This is a genomic window from Sulfitobacter sp. HI0040, assembly GCF_001634885.1.
In the GTDB taxonomy this organism is placed as follows: Bacteria; Pseudomonadota; Alphaproteobacteria; order Rhodobacterales; family Rhodobacteraceae; genus Sulfitobacter.
In genome coordinates this window covers 1-19,943 of record NZ_LWEX01000571.1, presented here as the reverse complement: position 1 = coordinate 19,943, position 19,943 = coordinate 1, and the positions used below count along the sequence as shown (strand labels likewise).

17 protein-coding genes are annotated in these 19,943 nt (G+C 65.6%); 7 read left to right on the top strand and 10 right to left on the bottom strand.

Annotation, left to right across the window (positions count from 1 at the left end; genetic code table 11):
* Positions 1-82 precede the first annotated feature (82 nt).
* The 3 genes from A3728_RS20890 to A3728_RS20880 all read left to right on the top strand — a co-directional run bounded on the left by A3728_RS20890 (position 83) and on the right by A3728_RS20880 (position 4,421).
* Entirely contained in the window at positions 83-1,039 is a 957-nt protein-coding gene (locus A3728_RS20890; RefSeq protein WP_067928287.1) for a LysR family transcriptional regulator, read from the top strand.
* Between the two features lie 147 nt (positions 1,040-1,186).
* Positions 1,187-2,344, top strand: coding sequence for a glutamine-hydrolyzing carbamoyl-phosphate synthase small subunit (gene carA, locus A3728_RS20885; protein WP_067928284.1), 1,158 nt, complete (start codon positions 1,187-1,189; stop codon positions 2,342-2,344).
* 97 nt (positions 2,345-2,441) lie between these two features.
* Positions 2,442-4,421: a glycosyltransferase gene (locus tag A3728_RS20880; protein ID WP_067928280.1), complete on the top strand. Its 1,980-nt coding sequence runs from the start codon at positions 2,442-2,444 to the stop codon at positions 4,419-4,421.
* Here A3728_RS20880 and A3728_RS20875 read toward each other — a convergent pair.
* Positions 4,369-5,025: a GntR family transcriptional regulator gene (locus A3728_RS20875; protein ID WP_067928277.1), complete on the bottom strand. Its 657-nt coding sequence runs from the start codon at positions 5,023-5,025 to the stop codon at positions 4,369-4,371. The genes A3728_RS20880 and A3728_RS20875 overlap by 53 nt on opposite strands.
* A gap of 97 nt (positions 5,026-5,122) precedes the next feature.
* Between A3728_RS20875 and A3728_RS20870 the strand changes: the two genes are divergently transcribed.
* Positions 5,123-5,770: a pyrimidine 5'-nucleotidase gene (locus A3728_RS20870; RefSeq protein ID WP_067928275.1), complete on the top strand. Its 648-nt coding sequence runs from the start codon at positions 5,123-5,125 to the stop codon at positions 5,768-5,770.
* 9 nt (positions 5,771-5,779) lie between these two features.
* The gene (locus tag A3728_RS20865; protein ID WP_067928338.1) at positions 5,780-6,976 is read left to right on the top strand and encodes a UbiH/UbiF family hydroxylase; all 1,197 of its coding nucleotides are present in this window, start codon (positions 5,780-5,782) and stop codon (positions 6,974-6,976) included.
* Here the strand turns inward: A3728_RS20865 and A3728_RS20860 are convergent.
* From A3728_RS20860 to A3728_RS20850, 3 genes are read right to left on the bottom strand one after another with little or no spacing between them, the layout of a single operon-like run.
* The gene (locus A3728_RS20860) at positions 6,973-8,112 is read right to left on the bottom strand and encodes an aminotransferase class V-fold PLP-dependent enzyme (RefSeq protein ID WP_236627993.1); all 1,140 of its coding nucleotides are present in this window, start codon (positions 8,110-8,112) and stop codon (positions 6,973-6,975) included. The genes A3728_RS20865 and A3728_RS20860 overlap by 4 nt on opposite strands.
* A 43-nt stretch (positions 8,113-8,155) precedes the next feature.
* On the bottom strand, positions 8,156-8,611 hold the full coding sequence (locus A3728_RS20855) for an Lrp/AsnC family transcriptional regulator (RefSeq protein WP_067928271.1): 456 nt from the start codon (positions 8,609-8,611) through the stop codon (positions 8,156-8,158).
* Positions 8,608-9,063 (bottom strand): Lrp/AsnC family transcriptional regulator, encoded by a 456-nt coding sequence (locus tag A3728_RS20850; protein ID WP_067928268.1) that lies wholly within the window; start codon positions 9,061-9,063, stop codon positions 8,608-8,610. The genes A3728_RS20855 and A3728_RS20850 overlap by 4 nt, the downstream gene beginning before the upstream one ends.
* A 142-nt stretch (positions 9,064-9,205) precedes the next feature.
* Between A3728_RS20850 and ilvC the strand changes: the two genes are divergently transcribed.
* Both ilvC and A3728_RS20840 read left to right on the top strand, forming a co-directional pair.
* On the top strand, positions 9,206-10,228 hold the full coding sequence (gene ilvC / locus A3728_RS20845; RefSeq protein WP_067928266.1) for a ketol-acid reductoisomerase: 1,023 nt from the start codon (positions 9,206-9,208) through the stop codon (positions 10,226-10,228).
* A 109-nt stretch (positions 10,229-10,337) separates the two neighbouring features.
* Entirely contained in the window at positions 10,338-11,306 is a 969-nt protein-coding gene (locus tag A3728_RS20840; RefSeq protein ID WP_067928263.1) for a DMT family transporter, read from the top strand.
* 12 nt (positions 11,307-11,318) lie between these two features.
* Here the strand turns inward: A3728_RS20840 and glmM are convergent, their stop codons facing one another.
* The 6 genes from glmM to glyS all read right to left on the bottom strand — a co-directional run bounded on the left by glmM (position 11,319) and on the right by glyS (position 19,940).
* Positions 11,319-12,665: a phosphoglucosamine mutase gene (gene glmM / locus A3728_RS20835; RefSeq protein ID WP_067928260.1), complete on the bottom strand. Its 1,347-nt coding sequence runs from the start codon at positions 12,663-12,665 to the stop codon at positions 11,319-11,321.
* Entirely contained in the window at positions 12,666-13,700 is a 1,035-nt protein-coding gene (gene folP / locus A3728_RS20830; protein ID WP_067928257.1) for a dihydropteroate synthase, read from the bottom strand. It abuts the gene before it with no gap.
* A gap of 4 nt (positions 13,701-13,704) precedes the next feature.
* The gene (locus tag A3728_RS20825) at positions 13,705-14,631 is read right to left on the bottom strand and encodes a dihydroneopterin aldolase (protein WP_067928254.1); all 927 of its coding nucleotides are present in this window, start codon (positions 14,629-14,631) and stop codon (positions 13,705-13,707) included.
* Positions 14,632-14,725: 94 nt separating this feature from the next.
* Positions 14,726-15,367 (bottom strand): cell wall hydrolase, encoded by a 642-nt coding sequence (locus A3728_RS20820; RefSeq protein ID WP_067928250.1) that lies wholly within the window; start codon positions 15,365-15,367, stop codon positions 14,726-14,728.
* Positions 15,368-15,498: 131 nt separating this feature from the next.
* Positions 15,499-18,036, bottom strand: coding sequence for a putative PEP-binding protein (locus tag A3728_RS20815; RefSeq protein WP_201722261.1), 2,538 nt, complete (start codon positions 18,034-18,036; stop codon positions 15,499-15,501).
* 89 nt (positions 18,037-18,125) lie between these two features.
* Entirely contained in the window at positions 18,126-19,940 is a 1,815-nt protein-coding gene (glyS, locus tag A3728_RS20810; protein ID WP_082858023.1) for a glycine--tRNA ligase subunit beta, read from the bottom strand.
* Positions 19,941-19,943: the final 3 nt, after the last annotated feature.

Here is a 19,943-nt window from a genome sequence, read left to right as displayed (position 1 = left end):
GAAACGAAGGCGCCTTCGTATGCGCAGAATAGGCGAAAGCGTGGTATATAACAAATCGATTGATCGCATAGAATTAATACGAATGGCCAATATAACCAACTTCGATCTGAACCTGCTGCGGGTGCTGGACGCGCTGTTGCAGCATCATTCCACCGTCCGCGCGGGGGAGCATCTGGGCCTTTCGCAGCCCGCCGTTTCCGCCGCCCTCGGGCGATTGCGCAGCGCGCTGGGGGATGAATTGTTCTTTCGCCGGGGTCAGGGGCTGGAGCCCACGCATTTCGCGCTTTCGCTGGAAACTCCGCTGCGCGAAACGCTGGACCGGGTGGAGGCGCTGATCCACGGGGCGAAGGTCTTTGATCCGCAAACGGCGCAGGCGCGGTTCCGCATCTCGGGCAGCGATTTCTTTGCCGAGATGCTGATGCCCCGGCTGGCGGACCGATTGTCCCTGCAGGCGCCGCTGATGCTCGTGCATCTCGTGGACCTCGTCCCTGACAGCTATGCCGATACGCTCGACCGCTACGACGTGGACGTGGCGCTGGTTCCGGAGATGGACCTGCCCGACCGGATCGAATCCCAGCGCATTTTCGGGTCTTCCTTTTCCGTCATCGCGCGGCGGGACCATCCGCGCCTTGCACGGGCGGGGGTGGCGCCGGGGGCGGTTGTTCCCATCGACCTCTTTTGCGACATCGGGCACGTCCTCTTTTCGCCCGAGGGCAAGGTCGCGGCCATGGGCGACGCCGCGCTGGCACGGGTCGGGCGGGCGCGGCGGGTGGTGATGACCATGGCGGTCTTCTCGGGCGTCTACCGCGCGGTTGCGGGGTCCGACCTCATCGCGCTGCTGCCGACACAACTGGCAGAGCATATCGCCCCCCACGCCGGGATCGACGTGTTTCGCCCCCCGATGCCTATCGAACCGGCCCAGATCTGCATGATCTGGCACCGGCGCAACACCGCCAGCCCGGCGCATAGCTGGCTGCGCGACCAGATCGTCGACCTGATGGCACCGCTGGACGAGGGGCCGGACCTGCCTGCACCCTGAACTCCCTGCGAGGCAACTATACCTGCGCGTTCAGATAAGATGATGATTTCGCTAGTTTTATATGATCGCCCGGCCCCTTGACCCCGGCTGGCGCCCCAACTAGATTGCGCCCCGTTTGCCCCCTTTCCATTCGCCGGAGTCTGCCCCATGTCCGCGCCCGCTTCCCGCCCGACCGCCTGCCTCGCCCTCGCGGACGGTTCAATCTTCTACGGCATGGGGTTCGGCGCCACCGGCCAGACCGTGGCCGAGCTTTGCTTCAACACCTCCATGACCGGCTATCAGGAGATCATGACCGATCCCTCCTACGCCGGTCAGATCGTTACCTTTACATTCCCGCACATCGGCAACGTGGGCACCAACCCGCAGGACGACGAAACCGGCGATCCGGTCGCGGCGGGCATGGTCGTCAAATGGATGCCGACCGAGCCCAGCAACTGGCGCGCGACGCAGCACCTGTCGGACTGGCTGGCGGGGCGCGGACGCATCGCTATCGGAGGTGTGGACACCCGCCGCCTGACCCGCGCGATCCGGCAGGCTGGCGCACCCCATGCCGCGCTGGCCCATGACCCTTCCGGCAACTTCGATATCGAAGCACTGGTGAAGGCGGCACGGGACTTCGCCGGGCTGGAAGGCGTGGACCTCGCGAAGGATGTCACCTGCGCGCAATCCTATCGCTGGAATGAAATGCGTTGGGCCTGGCCCGAAGGCTTTGCCGAGCAGACCAACCCCCGCCACAAGGTCGTCGCGGTGGACTACGGCGCGAAGCGCAACATCCTTCGGTGCCTCGCCTCCGCCGGTTGCGACGTGACGGTGCTTCCGGCCAGCGCCACCTACGAGGACGTGATGGCCCACAACCCCGACGGCGTCTTCCTGTCGAACGGTCCCGGCGACCCGGCCGCCACGGGCGCCTACGCGGTGCCGATGATCCGCGATGTGCTGGAAAAGACGGAGCTGCCGGTTTTTGGCATCTGCCTTGGCCACCAGATGCTGGCAATCGCGCTGGGGGCGCGGACCGTCAAGATGGGCCATGGCCATCACGGGGCCAATCATCCGGTGCGGGACAACGACACCGGCAAGGTCGAAATCACCTCGATGAACCATGGTTTCGCGGTGGATTCCCAAAGCCTGCCCGCCGGGGTGCGCGAAACGCATGTGTCGCTGTTCGACGGGTCGAACTGCGGCATCCGGATGGAGGGGCGGCCGGTATGGTCCGTCCAGCATCACCCCGAGGCGAGCCCCGGCCCGCAGGACAGCTATTACCTGTTTGAAAGGTTCGCCGCCGCCATGGACGACCGCGCCGCCTGATCTGGCTCTTCGACCCTTCCGGCCTTCCCGGGCATTAAGAGACGATTAACCAAGCTCTGCCACCTTCCTTCGGCATTGAAGGAATTGGCAGGTCCGCATGATCAACCTCTCGCTGGAACTCGCGAATGCGCGCGCGGCGCGGGCTCCGCCGCGGACGCTGGGGCAATGCCTTGTCGAACTGGGGCATATCACGCAGGCGGATCTTGCCCATGCGCTGATCCTGCAGCGCCGGATGGACAGGCTGCTGGGTGAAGTGCTGCTGGTTGAGGGATTGCTGACCGAAGCCCAACTGCTGGCGGGGCTTGCTCGGCAGAACGGGCTGCGGGTCATCGACCTTGACCGAAAGCCGCCCGAGATTTCCGTTGCGCGCCGCTTGCCGGTTTCCGTCTGCCTGCGCCACGGCGTCACCCCGTGGAAACAGGCGGACGGTCTGCTTCTTGTGGCGACCAACAGGCCCGACCTGTTTGACGAGCTGCGCGCCAGCATGGGGCCGGAGGGGCAGCGAATGCTCCCGGTTCTGGCAACGCAGGAAGATATCGTGCGCACGATCGGTCGGCTCTATGGCGATGAACTGGCCTTTGCCGCCGCGACGCGCGTTCCCGCCGCCGAAAGCTGCCGGGGATGGGCCGTCAATCACCGTCGGCGCATCGCATGGGCCGGGGGGCTGGCGGCGCTGCTGGCCCTGTGCGCCGCCGCCGCGCCGGGGTGGACGCTGGCATTGGGCATCCTCTGGGCCAGCCTGACGCTCGCCCTCTGCGTCGCACTCAAGGCTGCGGCCTTCGTGGCGCATCTGACCGCGCCCGCGCAGGCCGAAGGAGGGCCTGCGTCTTCCGCCCCCGGGGGCGATGGCTTCCGCCTGCCCCGGGTTTCGGTGCTGGTGCCGCTCTTTCGGGAAGAGAATATCGCCTGCCACCTCGTTGAGCGGCTCACGCGTCTGACCTATCCCAAATCGTTGCTCGACGTGGTGCTGGTGCTGGAACAGGACGACGCCGTAACCCGGGAGGCGTTGCGGTGCACCGCCCTGCCGCCGTGGATGAGTGTTCTGGAAGTGCCGGACGCGTCGCGGCTACGCACGAAACCCCGCGCGCTCAACTACGCGCTCAATTTCTGCGCGGGCGATATCATTGGGGTCTGGGATGCCGAAGACGCCCCCGCCCCCGACCAGCTGGAACGGGTCGTGCAGCAATTTCACCGCGCCGCCCCCGATGTCGCCTGCCTTCAGGGTGTGCTCGATTATTACAATACGGGCAGGAACCTCATCACCCGCTGCTTCACGCTGGAATATGCCACATGGTGGCGCGTGCTGCTGCCGGGACTGGCGCGGCTGGGGTTTGTCCTGCCGCTCGGGGGCACCACGCTGTTTTTCCGCCGCCACCGGCTGGAGCAACTGGGCGGCTGGGATGCCCATAACGTCACAGAGGACGCCGATCTGGGCCTGCGGCTCGCCCGGCACGGCTACCGGACGGAACTGATGCACACCGCCACCTTTGAGGAAGCCACGGCCCGGCCATGGCCCTGGGTCAGGCAACGATCGCGCTGGCTCAAGGGCTTTCTCGTGACATGGTGCGTGCACATGCGCCGCCCGGCGCGCCTCTGGTCCGAACTGGGGGCGCTCCGGTTTCTGGGGGTGCAGACGCTCTTCCTCGCGACGTTCTCGCAATTTCTGCTCGCGCCGCTGTTGTGGTCCTTCTGGGTCATGCCCTTCGGCATCCCCCACCCCGCCGCCGATGTGCTGGGGCAAGGAGTGATGCTGGCGCTCATCGGGCTCTTCGTCTTTGCCGAGGTGCTGAACCTCGGCATGGCGGCCTATGCGGCGCTGCATTCGGGGCGGCCCGGGCTGCTGGCCTTCGTGCCGGTGCTGCCGGTGTACTTCACCCTTGCGACGGCAGCCGCGTTCAAGGCATTGGCTGAATTCGTGATGGCGCCGTTCTACTGGGACAAGACCCAGCACGGGCTTTCCCCCGCCCTGCCCTCTGCCGCCCGGCACACGGCACCAAAAGCGGTGGGCGTACCCCGCGCCAGCGTCACTCCTCCGCCTCCTGCGACTGTGCCGCCTCTTGCTTCAACCGGGTCATGAAGGCGACGGAGATATGGGTGCGCAGCGCCGCATCCGCGCCGTCCTCGTCGCGGGCTTCGATCCGGCGCACGATCTCGTCGTGTTCGGCCTGTGCAATCGCACCGCGTCCCTCCACAGCGAGGGAGGAGGTCGCCATCAGCGCCATAGACCGATGCACGAGGTCGAGTTGCTGCACCAGGAACCGGTTGTGCGAGGCGAGATGTATCTGGCGGTGGAACCGCCGGTTCGCCCGCGCCAGCGCCGCAGGACGATCCTTGAGCGCGTCGTCCGCCTCCACCATTTCCCGCAGGACGCGGACCTCCTCCGCGGTGGCGTGACGCGCCGCAAGCCGGGCGGCCAACCCCTCCAGCGCGCCGCGCACCACGTAAAGTTCCGCCATCTGGTTGTGATCCAATGAGGCCACGATCAGGCTGCGCCCGTCCCGCGCCAGCAGCGACTGGGTCTCGAGCCGCTGCAAGGCTTCGCGGACGGGGGTGCGCGACACGCCGAAGCGGTCGGCCAGCTCGCTTTCCACCAGCCGGTCCCCGGGGCGATAGATCCCCACGTCGATCGCGTCGAGGATCATGGAATAGGCGTCGGTCGATCCGGGTTTCGGTGCTGTCATCTGTCTGTCCCTGCAAGTGGCGCAACCTTACCCGCCGCGACCATATGCGCAAGCCTCCGCCCTTGCGCGGCGCGGCGGGGCGGCCTACCACGGCACCATGCCGCGAGAAGCCTTTTCACATGTCACGTCCTGGGTCTTCGACCTCGACAATACGCTTTATCCGCCCTCGGCCCGCCTGTTCGACCTGATCGAACAACGCATGACCGCATGGGTGATGGAGGCGCTGAAAGTCGACCGGGCGGAGGCGGATCGCCTGCGGCTGCATTACTGGCAGACCTATGGCACGACGCTGGCAGGCCTGATGCGAGAACACGGGGTCGACCCGGCGCCCTACCTTGAGGATGTGCATGACATCTCGATGGAGAGCCTGCTGCCCGATGCCGAGCTTGCCGCGCGCATCCGTGACCTGCCGGGGCGGCGCATCGTCTATACCAACGGCTGCGCGCCCTACGCCGAACGGGTGCTGGCCGCCCGCGGGCTTTCGGGTCTCTTCGATGCGGTCTACGGGGTCGAACACGCGGGCTTTTTGCCCAAGCCTGAGCGCGCCGCCTTCGATACGGTCTTTGCCGCCGACAGGCTCGATCCGCTTTGTGCCGCCATGTTCGAGGATGACGCCCGCAACCTTGCCGCGCCGCACGCCATGGGCATGCGCACCGTGCATGTGTCCCCCGCCCGCGACCCGGGCGAACATGTGCAGTATCATACCGATGATCTGGGTGGTTTCCTCCGCCTGCTTGCGCCCTAAGTGGGCGGTATGACCGAAGATTTCGACATTGTGGTTTCCGGCGGAGGTATCGCCGGGCTAACGGCGGCGGCGGCTTTCGGCAGCGCGGGCTTTTCGGTCCTCTGCGTCGATCCCGCGGCCCCGGTGACAGATGGCGAGGCCACAGGTGCCGACATGCGCTCCACCGCCTTGCTGCAACCGGCCCGGCAGGTGCTGGAAGCCGCGGGCCTGTGGCAGGCGCTCGCGCCGGAGGCCGCCCCCCTGCAGGTGATGCGTATCATCGATGCGGGCGGGGAGGACGGGCGCGCCCGCGTTGTACGCGAATTCGATGCCGCCGATATATCGGACCAACCCTTCGGCTGGAATTTTCCCAACTGGCTGCTGCGCCGCGTGCTGGTGGCCCGGCTGGGGGAGCTTGACACCGTCCGGTTCCGCCCCGGCGTCGGCGCCGCCGGTCTACTGGCGCGCACCACCGAGGCGCGCGTCACACTCGATGACGGCAGCCGTATCCGCACGCGGCTCGTCGTGGCGGCGGACGGTCGCGACAGCCCCATGCGGCAGGCTGCGGGCATCCCGGTCAGCACCCGCCGCTACGGGCAGAAGGCGCTGGCCTTCGCTGTCACCCATCCCATTCCTCACAACGATGTCTCGACAGAGGTGCATCGCACGGGCGGTCCTTTCACGCTGGTGCCCCTGCCGGACCGGGGCGGCATGCCCTGCTCCGCTGTGGTCTGGATGGATGACGGCCCGGAACAGGTCCGCCGGTCAAAGCTGGACCCCGCCGCCTTTGAAGCGGAGATGACCGACCGCAGCAGCCATATCTTCGGGCCGCTTACGCTGGCCAGTCCCCGCGCGCTCTGGCCGATCATCAGCCAACAGGCGGCGCGGATGTCCGGTGAACGGGTCGCACTCATCGCAGAGGCCGCGCATGTGCTGCCACCCATCGGCGCGCAGGGCCTGAACCTGAGCCTTGCAGACCTCGCGACCTTGCTGGAACTGGCGCAATCCGACAGGATCGATCCGGGCAACGTCACCTTGCTGGAAACCTATCACAGCAAGCGCCATCCACAGGTCTCCCTGCGGATACAGGGGATCGACCTGCTCAACCGCGCAAGCCAGGCCTCCAGCCCGCTGGCGCGGGATGCCCGCGCGCTGGGGCTTGATGCGCTCTATTCCATGGCACCGGTACGGCGCCTGCTGATGCAGATGGGCCTTGGCCTGCGTTAACCGGCTTCGGCCTTGGGTTTGCCCAACACCTTGTCGATGACAGGCTCCATCCGGGCCAGCGTGGCATCCACGTCCCGCAGCTTGTCCAGACCGAAAAGACCCAGCCGGAAGGTGCTGAAGCCCGCAGGCTCCCCCACCTGCAGCGGAACGCCCGCCGCGATCTGCATGCCCTCGGCGGCAAAGGCCCGGCCCGACTGCACCTCCGGGTCATCGGTATAGCCCACAACCACGCCCGGCGCGCCGAACCCCTGCGCCGCAACCGAAACGACCCCGCGCCGCGCCAGCATCTGCCGCACCCCGTCGCCCAGCCGCCACTGCGCGTCGCGGGCCTCCTCCAGCCCGAAATCCATCGTTTCGCGCATGGCATCGCGGAACCCGCGCAGGGCATCCGTGGGCATGGTGGCGTGATAGGCATGGCCGCCGCCCTCATAGGCTTTCATGATACTGCGCCATTTCGCCAGATCGAGCGCGAAACTGTCCGATGCGGTCTCGGCCAACTTGTCCTCTGCCCGGGCCGAAAGCATGACCAACCCGGCGGAAGGCGACGCGCTCCACCCCTTTTGCGGGGCGGAGATAAGCACATCCACGCCCAGCGCTTCCATGTCGATCCACGCGCTGCCCGAGGCGATGCAATCCAGCACCAGCAAGGCACCCACCTCATGGGCCGCCTCGGCCAGCTGGGTCAGGTAATCGTCCGGCAGAATGACCCCAGCCGAGGTTTCCACATGCGGGGCAAAGACCATCGCGGGGCGCCGTTCGCGGATGGCGGCGGTGACCTCTTCAATGGCGGCGGGCGCGAAGGGGCTGGGCGCGGTGTTACCCGTGGGACGGGCGGCCATCACCGTCGCATTGCCGGTCAGGTCTCCTGTCTCGATGATCTGGCTCCAGCGATAGGAAAACCACCCGTTGCGCACCACGAGCACTTCCGCCCCGCGCGCGAATTGCCGGGCGACCGCTTCCATGCCGTAGGTGCCGCCCCCGGGCACGACGGCGACCGCATGGGCGTTATAGACCTTGCGCAGCATAGAGGAGATGTCGCGCATCACCTCCTGAAACGCGGCGGACATGTGATTGAGCGAGCGGTCGGTGAACACCACCGAGAATTCCATCAATCCGTCAGGGTCAACCTTGCTCATCTCATACTCCATTGTTTGATCGCCACGGCGCAGCTTGCCCCGGTCACAGCGGACCCGCAAGCCGTTCCTCGCTCAGCAGCACATTGGCTTCCACTTCACCGGCACCCGGCAAGGTCATGATCCGCCGCCGCAGAACCCGTTCAAAATCAGGCAGGTCGCGCGCCACCACGCGCAGGCGGTAATCATAAAGCCCCAGAACATGTTCCACCGTCTGCACCTCGGGTATGGCGGCCACGGCCCGTTCGAAATCCTCAAGGCTCACCCGCCCCTTCCGGGCCAGCTTTACCCCCAGAAACACGGTCACCCCGAACCCCAGCGCCTCGGCATCGAGCCGCAGACGCCGTCCCGCAAAGACGCCCGCCTCCTCCAGCCGGCGGATGCGCCGCCATGTGGCGGGCTGGGACAGGCCCAGCGCCCGCCCCAGCGCCGCGGTGCTTTGGGCCGCGTCGCGCATCAACGCGCGGATCAATTCCCGGTCGGTCTCATCGAGCGCGATCACAGCGGCAATGTCTCCTTCGACTTGATCCGCGCCACATGCATCAGCGCCTCGATATCGGCGATATGCGGCAGGGTCAGAATACGGCTGCGATAGATGTCCTGATAATGGGCCATGTCCCGCGCGATGACCGACAGGCGCAGGTCCACCCGGCCCAGAAAGGTCTGCATCTCGATCACCTCGGGCACCTTGCGCGCCTCGGCCATCAACTCGTCGAAGGCATTGGGCTGCGTCTTGTCCAGCGTGATCCTCAGCGATACTTCCACCGCATAGCCCAGCACGGCCCAATCCACCACGCCCGCGACCCCCTTGACGATGCCACGATCCTCAAGCCGCGCGATACGTCGCGCCACCCGTCCGGGGGTGGAGCCGCTGCGCTCGGCCAGTTCCCCCGGCGTGAGGCTGGGATCGGCCTGCCAGTACCGCAATATACGCCGATCAAGGTCATCGAGCATTGATTTTACGTCTTTTGCAAGTTTCGCGCATAAACTTCTTCACCCTTTCACAAATACTCATGAAATACCAATGGCCAATCGCGGTCGGATTACTATGGTGCGCAGCCAGAGAGACACCAATACATCCCGAAAGGACCAAATCATGCGCGTTTACTATGACCGCGACTGCGACGTGAACCTCATCAAGGACAAGAAGGTCGCGATCCTCGGCTACGGCAGCCAGGGCCATGCCCATGCGCTCAACCTGCGCGACAGCGGCGCCAAGAACCTCGTCGTCGCCCTGCGCGAAGGTTCCGCCTCCAAGGCGAAGGCCGAAGGCGAGGGCCTCAAGGTCATGGAAATCGCCGAAGCCGCCGCATGGGCCGATGTGATCATGTTCACCATGCCCGACGAGCTTCAGGCCGAGACTTACCGCAAATACGTGCATGACAACATCCGCGAAGGTGCCGCCATTGCCTTTGCCCATGGTCTGAACGTGCATTTCGGCCTGATCGAACCCAAGGAAGGCGTGGACGTCATCATGATGGCCCCCAAGGGCCCCGGCCACACCGTGCGCGGCGAATACACCAAGGGCGGCGGCGTGCCCTGCCTCGTGGCGGTGCATAACGATGCCTCCGGCAAGGCGCTGGAAATCGGCCTGTCCTATTGCTCGGCCATCGGCGGCGGGCGTTCGGGCATCATCGAAACGAACTTCCGCGAGGAATGCGAGACCGACCTCTTCGGTGAACAGGCGGTTCTCTGCGGTGGTCTGGTCGAACTGATCCGCATGGGTTTCGAGACATTGGTCGAAGCGGGCTATGCCCCCGAGATGGCCTATTTCGAATGCCTGCACGAGGTGAAGCTGATCGTGGACCTGATCTATGAAGGCGGCATCGCCAACATGAACTACTCGATCTCCAACACCGCGGAGTACGGCGAATATGTCTCCGGCCCGCGCATCCTGCCCTACGATGAGACGAAAGCCCGGATGAAAGCGGTTCTGGACGATATCCAGCGCGGCAAGTTCGTGCGTGACTTCATGCAGGAAAATTCCGTGGGCCAGCCCTTCTTCAAGGGCACTCGCCGGATCAACGACGAACACCAGATCGAACAGGTCGGCCAGAAACTGCGCGAGATGATGCCGTGGATTTCCGCAGGCAAGATGGTGGACAAGGCCAAGAACTGATCCAGATTGGACAGGTGGGGCGGGCCTTCTGGCCCGCCTCGAGGGCCCCGGCGGCACCGCCGGGGCCCTTCGCGTTTCACGAACCGGCACACGCAAAGGACCGTCTCGCATGACGCCGCAGCCCCGGATCACGCCCGCAAGCTGGGCCATGGTCGCCCTTCTGGCCTTTGTCTGGGGCGGGACATTTCTGGTGACCGAAATCGCGCTCACTGGGGTGACGCCCTTCTGGGTGGCGGCTTCGCGGGTCGGTTTCGCCGCCGTGGTCATGGCTGCGGTCTGGAGCCTGCGCGGCTTCGCCCTTTTCGACGCACCCCCGGCGCGCCGCGATCTGGCCGCACTGGTGACCATCGGCGCGGTCAGTTCCGCCGTGCCCTTTGCGCTGCTGGCATGGGGTCAGCAATATGTGACCGCCGGCTTCGCCGGGGTTTCGATGGCTTCCGTCGCGCTCATCGTGCTGCCGCTGGCGCATTTCTTCGTTCCGGGGGAACGGCTTACCCCCCGGCGGGGCATCGGTTTCGTGATCGGTTTCGCAGGCGTCGTCGTGCTGATCGGCGCGCAGGCTTTCGACTCCACCGGTACCGCACTGGAGACACCGGGCCGGATCGCCTGCGTGGCGGCGGCGGGATGCTATGCGGTCGGCTCCATCCTGATGCGGCGCTTGCCTTCGGTCGATCCGATTGGCCTTGCCAGCGTTTTGCTGATCATCGGTGCCTTTTTCAGCCTGCCGCTGGCTTTGGCCGTGGAAGGCGTGCCGCCTGTGCCGGAGGGGGATATCCTCTGGGTGCTGGCCTTCCTCGGGCTTGTTCCCACGGCGGCCGCGAATTTCCTGCGGGTGCTAGTGGTGCGCAGCGCGGGGCCGGTCTTCATGAGCCTCGTGAACTATCAGGTGCCGGTGTGGTCCGTGGTGCTGGGCGCTCTCATCCTGTCGGAACCGCTGCCCCCCTCGCTCATCTGGGCGATGGGGTTGATCCTGATCGGCGTCGCGGTCAGCCAATACGGGGCGCTGCGCCGTCTTTTCGGCAGCAAGCGCGCAGGGCGAGCGGATACCGCCGCCGCCCCGAACCGGGCCGACGCCTGAAAGCTTGCTGCGTCAGACGCGCACCGCGTCCGTCACCGCATCGACGACCAGCCGTACCGATTGCGCCATGAGGTCGGCATCCTCATGTTCCGCCATAACGCGGACGAGCGGTTCCGTACCGGATTTGCGGATCAGCAACCGCCCGCCCCCGCTCAGCCGCGCCTCGGCCTCGGCAATGGCGGATTTCACCACGGTTGTTTCGAGCGGGGCCTGCCCGGCGCCGAAGCGGACGTTTTCCAGCAGTTGCGGCACCGGCTCGAATTGCGCCAGCAATTCGGAGGAAGGTTTGCCGGAGCGGATCATCTCGGCCAGGAACTGCAGCCCCGCCATCAGCCCGTCACCCGTCGTGGCGTGGTCGGTCATCACGATATGGCCCGATTGTTCGCCGCCGAGGTTGAAGCCACCTTCGCGCATCCGCTCGACGACATAGCGGTCACCGACGCTGGTACGCTCCAGCCGCAGGCCCTTCGCTTCGAGAAACCGCTCAAGCCCGAGGTTGCTCATCACCGTGGCCACCAGCGCATTTCCGGCGAGGCGCTCTTCCGCGGCCCAGCGGGCGGCCATCAGCGCCATGAACTGATCGCCGTCGCCCACCCGGCCCTTTTCGTCGATCAGGATGACCCGGTCGGCATCACCGTCGAGGCAGATGCCCACGTCAGCGCCCCTTTCCACCACAAGGCGCGCGGCCTCCTCCGGGTGGGTGGAGCCGCAGCCGTCGTTGATATTGTGGCCGTTCGGGGAAACGCCGGTGCTGATGACCTCGGCCCCCAGTTCCCACAGGGTTTCCGGCGCCACGCAGTGGGCGGCCCCGTTCGCGCAGTCGATCACGACCTTGAGCCCATCGAGGCTCATCTGACGCGGGAAGGAGGATTTCACCCGCTCCACATAGCGAAAGCGCCCGTCATCGATCCGTTTGGCGCGACCGATCTGGCCCGCGCCGGTGGGTTCCACCCCCTCGGCCACCAATGTTTCGATCTCGCTTTCCGCCTGATCGGACAGTTTGAACCCGTCCGGGCCGAAGAACTTGATGCCGTTGTCATGCGCCGGATTGTGGCTGGCAGAGATCATCACGCCGAGGTCGGCGCGCATGGAACGTGTCAGAAGCCCCACCGCCGGTGTGGGCACAGGGCCCAGCAGCAATACGTTCATGCCAGTGCTGGTCAGCCCGGCGGTCAGCGCGTTTTCGAACATATAGCCCGAGAGGCGAGTATCCTTGCCGATCACCACCCGATGCGAACCGCCGCCATCGCGGCGGAAATAGCGACCCACGGCAGCGCCGATGCGCAGGGCGGTTTCCGCCGTCATCGGAGCGAGGTTCGCCGTGCCACGCACGCCGTCGGTGCCAAACAGTTTCGTCATTCAATCCTCGTTCGTCTCTTCAAAATATCCGCTCACCGACGCCTGCCAGAGCGCGCGGGCCTGAACCGTTTCGGCCACATCATGCACCCGCACCATCTGCACGCCCTGCGCGAAGCCCGCAAGAGCCACGGCGATGGAACCCGGTGCTCGATCCGCCGCCTGTAGGGCCTTGCCTATCGTTCCGATAAAGCCCTTGCGCGAGGCCCCCAGCAAAAGCGGCACGCCCAGCCCATGAAAGATGCCCAGCCGGGCCAGCAAAGCAAGGTTGTGCGCGCGCGTCTTGCCGAAACCAATACCCGGATCGGCGATGATGCGCCGACGCGGGATGCCCGCATGCTCCAGCGCCTGCAGCCGCGCGGCGAGGGCGTCGTAGACATCCAGCACCACGTCGTTATAGCGCGGATCGTTTTGCATGTCTTCCGGGGTGCCCTTGGCGTGCATGGCGCAGACGGGCACGCCCCGTTCGGCGCAAAGGCCCGGCATGGCCGGATCGTAGCTGAGCGCCGAGACATCGTTTACCAGATCGGCCCCTGCATTGAGCGCTGCGCGCGCAACCGCCGCCTTGCGCGTATCGACGGAGATCACCCCCCCGACCCCGGCTGCCCGCAACCCGGCGACAACCGGGACGACCCGGGCGATTTCCTCCTCCTCCGGGACGGTCACTGCACCAGGGCGGGTCGATTCGCCACCGATATCGAGGATATCGGCCCCTGCCGCCAGCATGGCGCGGCCGCGTTCGACCGCAGCCGCGGCATGGGCGTCCTTCCCGCCGTCGGAAAAACTGTCAGGTGTGACGTTGAGGATACCCATGATGCGCGGGCGGTTCATGCCAAGGCCCGCAATTTCCGACCGTGGTTCGGTGAGCTGTGCGGCCACATCCGGCGGCAGGGCCCTCGCGGGCAGGAAAGAGGGCGGCGCATCCCTGCGCAGCACCTCGACGTCGGTGAACCAGCCCCAGCCCCCGGCGAGTGGCAAGGCAGGCTCGGGCCGGGCAGGACCGATCTGAACCAGCGGTCGGTAATAAAGGGTGGCCATGGTGTTAAAGACGCTCCGCCGTGGCGGGCACGGCGCGCAGCGGCACGGAGGCGCCGCTGGGCACGTCCGCCCCGATGACCAGCATCTCTTCGGCGTCGAAGGTTGCCGCGAACCACGCGGCCAGCGCAACGGCGTCGCGCGGCTGGGCAGAGGGCGTATCGACGGCATCCAGCACGATCTTGGAAGGCGCCCAGACACAGGTCTGGCCGTTTTTCATGGCCCAGTCGAGTTCGGTACGGGTTTCAACCACCACGCAACGGTCGTCGCGGGCGGCAAGCACCCATGCGTTCTGTTCGATGGCCAGCAGGTCGATCCGGCGCTGCGCCATCCGGTGCGGCACCTGCGGGGCGGGCGTATCGGCGGGGCCCACGCAGATCACCACCGGGCGCCCGATCGCTTCGAGCTGATCCAGCCAGCCGGGTAGGTACGGCGACGCAATCGCCGCGTTGCTGAGGTAGACGAGTTCGGGATGGGTGCCGCCAGCGAAAGCCCGGTCGGCGGACCAGCCTTCATCCTTGGCGCGCACGATTTCCACCCCCAGTGCGCCCGGCCCGCGATCCAGCTTTTCGATGCGAACGAAAACCCGGACGGCCTGCGGTTCGTTCAGGATCCGATCCGCCACCCGTTCAGCCAGAGTTTCCAGAAGGTTGAGCCTTTCGTCCTTCAGTTCGGACGCAATCGCTTCGGTCACGCGGTCATAGCTCAGGATGCGGTCGACATCGTCGTCCACCGGCTCCGTGAGGGGGCGGACCTCCACGACGACGTTGAAGCAGATACGTTGGGTGACGCCGCGCTCGGCCTGAAAGGCCCCGATCTCGACTTCGACGATATGGTCGCGCAGCGAAATGCGGTCCAGCGGCTCGGACCCGGCGGTGGCATTCGCACGTTCAGAAGGATGCGCGAAGGCAAGGCGGACTTCGGAGGGCGGCATGGCACGGGCCTTCGATAGCTTCGCCACGGGCAAGGTGACGCTGGGCGCCTGCCTAGCAAGAACGGAGGCGCCGTGCCAGTGTCGAAACGCGGCGTCAGTTCGACGCTGTGCGCACGCCCTCGCGGTAGAAGAGATGCACGCCGATCTTGGCTGTGCGGGTGAAAACCTTTGACCAGTTCGGGCTGACCGCGGTGGTGTGATAATGCGTGGCACCGTCGGTAATGCGCGGGGCCTTTCCGTCCAGCACTGCCCGGGCAACCTTGCCCACACGGGCAAATGCGCGCGGTTCGGCGATGACTTCCTTGTGGCCATCGCAGGTATAGGTGAACTGGCACTGGTATTTCTTGCCAGTGCCCTGATTGATGACGCCGCAAAGCGTGCCGGGGAAGCGCTTGCTGCGAACCCGGTTGAGGATCACCTCCGCCACGGCGAACTGGCCCTTGACCGTTTCACCGCGCGCTTCGAAATAGAGCGCTTCGGCAAGGCACTGCCATTCGTCGCTGCCGGAGGCCTTGGGCTGCCGATCGATCCATGCGCGGGAAAATTGCACCGATTTCTTTTCAGCCTTGGGTTGCGCCACGAGCTGCTTGAGACGGTCGCTGCCCACCGATTCCAGACCCTCCGCTTCGATGCGGGCAAGGTCGAGAGCCTTGCCGGAGTTGGCTTCGGCAGGGGCGCCCAGAGTCAGGGCGGCGACTGCGAGGAGGGGCAGAAAATAGATCGGGAACAAACGCATGGGTCCTCTCGTTATCTAAGTGCGGCTTTCGGGCCGCTTAAAGAACTCGATCCCTTGGGTAAACCCGAGCGATTATGTTACGCGAAATCCCGCGCACGTGAGCTATTTGTTGCGTGTTGGTAAGTGCGCCCCTACCCTATTTTGTGACGTATCGCCAATTGGGCCGCAGCGAGCCGCGCAACCGGGACGCGAAACGGAGAGCATGAAACGTAGTCGAACCCCGATTCCCGGCAGAAGGAAATCGATTCGGGGTTGCCGCCATGCTCGCCACAGATGGAAAGCGTGATGCCCGGCTGCGCCTTGCGGCCACGCTCCGCCCCCAGTTGAAGTAGTTCCCCCACCCCATCCGTATCGAGCACGTGAAAGGGATCCTCAGCGTAGACACCCTGCTGCACGTAGTCCGACATGAAGCGGCCCGCGTCGTCGCGAGAGAGGCCATAGGTCATCTGGGTCAGGTCGTTGGTGCCGAAGCTGAGAAAGGCACAATGGGGGGCGATTTCGGCGGCGCGCAGCGCGGCGCGGGGCGTTTCCACCATCACGCCGAGGCGATAGGTAAAGCTGGCGTCCCGTTCGTTGCGCACGGCGGCGGCAATCGAATCGACAGACGTCTTTACAAGCTCGACCTCCCGCCGTGCCGATACCAGCGGGATCATGATCTCCGGCACCACCGGTTCCCCGTCGCGGCTGGCTTCGATCGTCGCTTCGAAGATCGCGCGGGCCTGCATTTCATAGATCTCGGGCACCGTGATGCCAAGCCGCACGCCACGCAGGCCCAGCATGGGGTTATACTCGGTCATCGCATCGATGCGGCGGGTGACACTGCTGAGCGGCAGGCCGAGCGCTTCGGCCAGTTCGCGCTGGCCCGCCTTGTCCATGGGCAGGAATTCATGCAGCGGCGGATCGAAAAGCCGGATGCAGACGGGCTGGCCCTGCATGATGCGGAAAAGCTGGGTAAAGTCGTCCCGCTGCATCGGCAACAGACGTTCCAGCACCGCGCGCCGGTCTTCGCCGGATTCGGCAAAGATCATTTCGCGCATCACGATCAAGCGGCTGGGATCGAAGAACATATGCTCCGTCCGGCAGAGCCCGATCCCATGCGCGTGGAAATTGCGCGCGGTCTGGGCATCCGCAGGGGTGTCGGCATTGGCGCGAATGCCGATGTCGGCGATGTCCTCGGCCCAGTCCATCAATTCCTGAAAGGTATCGTCGAGCGCGGCTTCCTGCATCTCCGCCTCTCCGGCAAGCACTTGCCCGGTGGAGCCATCGACGGTGATGATATCCCCGCCGACGAAAACGCGCCCATCGGCAGCGGTGATCTGCTTTTTCGCGAGGTTGAAGCGCATGTTGGACGCGCCCACCACGCAGGGCAGCCCCATGCCGCGCCCGATTACCGCCGCGTGGCTGGTGATCCCGCCGCGTTCGGTCAGAACGGCCTGCGCGGCATGCATGCCGCGAATATCCTCGGGGCTGGTTTCGCGCCGGACGAGAATACAGGCATCCCCGCGCGAGGCGAAAGCCTGTGCATCGGCGGCGGAAAAGACGATGCGCCCCGTGGCGGCCCCCGGGCTTGCGGCGATCCCCCGCCCGATAAGGTCACGCCGCGCTGTGGGTGACACCTGACGGTGCAACAGCTCCGTCAGCGTGCGCGGCTGTACCCGCATCACGGCCTCTTCGCGGGTGATGACCCCGTCCTGCGCCAGGGCAACGGCGATCCGTACCGCGGCACGGGAAGACCGCGCCACGCGCACCCCGTCGAGTATATGCAGCTTGCCATCCTCGATCACGAATTCGACCTGCATCTCTTCGCGCAGGCGCTGCCGCATCAGCGCGGCGTCCTCCTTGAGTTCCGCGAAGGCGTCGGGGGCCAGTTCCTCCAGCGAGGGGCCGCGCGGATCCCGCGTGAGGTAGAGCGCCGCGGCATCCCCTTCGAGCGCATCGCGACCTTGCGACTGGCTGAGGTAGCGGCCCGTGATCTGCGCCAGCCCGGTGGCACTGTCGATCAGTTGCAACACGCCCGATCCGCATTGCCCGGTGCCCACCCCGAACACCATCTGCTGGACGACCAGCCCCAGACCGGCATCGGCAGGCGCGCCCTTGGCCTGCCGCAACAGCCGGGCCGAGGTCCCCTCCCACGCGCGCGCCATCGAACGCAGCACGGCGGCCAGCTGCGTAGCGCGGTCCTGCGGAAATTCCTCTTCGGTCTCTGCCTCATAGGCCTGCAGCGAGGCACGCAGCGCATCGCGCCCGTCGCCCTGCACCTCGTCGAACATATCGGGATCGAGCCGGGCCACGTTCACGGCATAGGATTGCACGAAACGCGTATAGAGCGCGGCGGCGGGCCCTTCGCCGATGCTTTCGCGGAACTGGTCGAAACAGGCATCGTTCATGCCGATGTTGAGCACGGCCCCCGGCCCGCCCCAATCCGGATCCTGGCTGGAGGGGCGCACACACATGAGCGCGCCCTTGGGAAAAGCCCCGACAACAGCGGCGATATCGGGCATGTCCCCCTGCGCGATCCGGTGCACCGCATCGAAAGACAGCGCCACGGTAGGCGGCACAGGCAAATCCAGCCGCACCAGCCGCTGAAGGCATTTGGCACGGCCCCCATGAGTATCGTTGGCGATGGGCGCCGAGGGCGTCACAAGGACGATATCTGAATCATTCTGCACTGCAGCACCTTTCGGTTTCGGCGCAGCATAGGACAGATTGCCGGGCAGGCAAGAAAAAGGGGCCCGCTCCTACCGCAGACGCGGCGTTGTCAGCCCTCTATCCGGGTCAGATCCGCAACACCAAGGCAGATCGTGCGAATGCGGCTCAACAGGTTGAGGCGATTGCGCCGCACGGTGGCGTTGTCCGCGTTGACCTGCACCGCCTCGAAGAAGGCATCGATGGGCGCACGCAGGGCCGCCATGGCCTGCATCGCCGCCGCGAAATCCTCCTGCTCCAGTGCCGCCGCGATCTGGCCCTCGGCGGTATCCAGTGCAGAGAACAACGCGCGTTCTTCGTCCTTTTCAGCGAACTTCGGGTCGGCGCCGAAGGAATATTCCACGCCGTCCGCGCTCTCCGCCTGGGTCAGGATATTGTTGGCCCGCTTGAAGCCCTGCAGAAGGTTTTCGCCATCGTCCGTCCCCAGCACTTCGGAAAGGGCGCGGGCCCGTTTGACCAGTAGCGCGAGATCATCGTTCCCGGGCATGGCGATACAGGCGTCGATAACATCATGGCGGATGCCCTGATCGCGCAGGTAGACTTTCAGCCGGTCATGCAGAAAGCCCAGAAGGTCGGCCACATCCGCGGCGGCATCGCCCGTGCCCGTCGCAATGGCATCGCGCGCCTTGACAAGCGGACCGCCTTCGGAGGCGAGCGCGAGCTTCAGATCGTTTCCCAACACCAGCCGGATCACGCCCAACGCCGCACGCCGCAGCGCAAAGGGGTCTTTTGAGCCGGTGGGCTTTTCATCGATCGCCCAGAACCCGGCCAAGGTATCCAGCTTGTCCGCCAGTGCCACGGCGATGGTCACGGGTTCGGCTGGCACATCGTCCGACGGGCCGAGCGGCGCGTAATGGTATTGCGCTGCGTTCGCGACCACCTGCGGCAGGCCGGCGGCCTCGGCGTAATAACGGCCCATAAGTCCTTGTAATTCCGGGAATTCATAGACCATTTCAGACGACAGGTCCGCCTTGGCGATCCCTGCCGCCTGCTGCGCGCGTTCCGCATCGGCGCCGACCTGCGGCGCGATTTCGCGCGCCAGCATCGCGATACGGGCGATCCGTTCTGCCTGACTGCCCAGCTTGTTGTGAAAGGTTACATCCGCCAGCGGTGCGGCCATGGATTCAAAGCCCTCTGCGTGGACTTGGCGCAGGTCATTTTCCCAGAAGAATTTCGCATCCGACAGCCGGGCCGAAAGGACCTTTTCGTTCCCGGCTAGGATCGTGGCGCCGTCATCGGCAGTTTCCCGGTTCGCGACCGTGACAAACCGTTCGATCCGGCCCGTCTTGGGGTTGCGCACCGAAAAGAACTTCTGATGCTCCTTCATGGAGGTTTGCAGCACCTCGGGCGGAAGATCGAGGAACGCATCCCCGATCCGGCCCATCAGCACCACGGGCCATTCAACGAGGCCCGCAACCTCGGCCAGAAGGCCACGATCCTCGACCACTTCCATGCCGCTGGCAAAGGCCATGTTCGTCGCGTCGTTCCAGATGGTTTCGGCCCTGTCTTCGGCGCTGAGCACGACATGGGCGCGTTTCAGGCGGCGTTCGTAATCCTCGAACCCCGTGACCGCGAAACCGTCGGGTGCCATGAAACGGTGCCCCGCGGTCCGGTCGCCCGCCGCGATGCCGTCGATCTCCAGCGGGACGATCTCGGCTGTGCCGTCCTCTGCCGTAATGATGCAGAGGATGGAATGGAGCGGCCGCACCCAGCGCAGGGAGCCCGAACCCCAGCGCATGGACTTGGGCCAAGGGAAATTGCGGATGGTCCGTTCCAGCACCTCCGCGACAATCTCGGCTGCGGGGCGGCCCGGGCGTTCGATGCGCGCATATAGGACCCGCCCCTTGGGGGTGTCCCGTTCTTCCAACTG

Excerpts from the sequence above, each read along its gene's own strand:
- A3728_RS20860 (WP_236627993.1), bottom strand. The coding sequence starts at position 8,112 with ATGAGCAAGGTTGACCCTGACGGATTGATGGAATTCTCGGTGGTGTTC.
- glmM (WP_067928260.1), bottom strand. The coding sequence starts at position 12,665 with ATGACGAAACTGTTTGGCACCGACGGCGTGCGTGGCACGGCGAACCTC.
- ilvC (WP_067928266.1), top strand. The coding sequence starts at position 9,206 with ATGCGCGTTTACTATGACCGCGACTGCGACGTGAACCTCATCAAGGAC.
- A3728_RS20880 (WP_067928280.1), top strand. The coding sequence starts at position 2,442 with ATGATCAACCTCTCGCTGGAACTCGCGAATGCGCGCGCGGCGCGGGCT.
- carA (WP_067928284.1), top strand. The coding sequence starts at position 1,187 with ATGTCCGCGCCCGCTTCCCGCCCGACCGCCTGCCTCGCCCTCGCGGAC.
- folP (WP_067928257.1), bottom strand. The coding sequence starts at position 13,700 with ATGGCCACCCTTTATTACCGACCGCTGGTTCAGATCGGTCCTGCCCGG.
- A3728_RS20840 (WP_067928263.1), top strand. The coding sequence starts at position 10,338 with ATGACGCCGCAGCCCCGGATCACGCCCGCAAGCTGGGCCATGGTCGCC.
- A3728_RS20865 (WP_067928338.1), top strand. The coding sequence starts at position 5,780 with ATGACCGAAGATTTCGACATTGTGGTTTCCGGCGGAGGTATCGCCGGG.
- A3728_RS20875 (WP_067928277.1), bottom strand. The coding sequence starts at position 5,025 with ATGACAGCACCGAAACCCGGATCGACCGACGCCTATTCCATGATCCTC.
- A3728_RS20825 (WP_067928254.1), bottom strand. The coding sequence starts at position 14,631 with ATGCCGCCCTCCGAAGTCCGCCTTGCCTTCGCGCATCCTTCTGAACGT.
- A3728_RS20870 (WP_067928275.1), top strand. The coding sequence starts at position 5,123 with ATGCCGCGAGAAGCCTTTTCACATGTCACGTCCTGGGTCTTCGACCTC.
- A3728_RS20850 (WP_067928268.1), bottom strand. The coding sequence starts at position 9,063 with ATGCTCGATGACCTTGATCGGCGTATATTGCGGTACTGGCAGGCCGAT.
- A3728_RS20890 (WP_067928287.1), top strand. The coding sequence starts at position 83 with ATGGCCAATATAACCAACTTCGATCTGAACCTGCTGCGGGTGCTGGAC.
- A3728_RS20820 (WP_067928250.1), bottom strand. The coding sequence starts at position 15,367 with ATGCGTTTGTTCCCGATCTATTTTCTGCCCCTCCTCGCAGTCGCCGCC.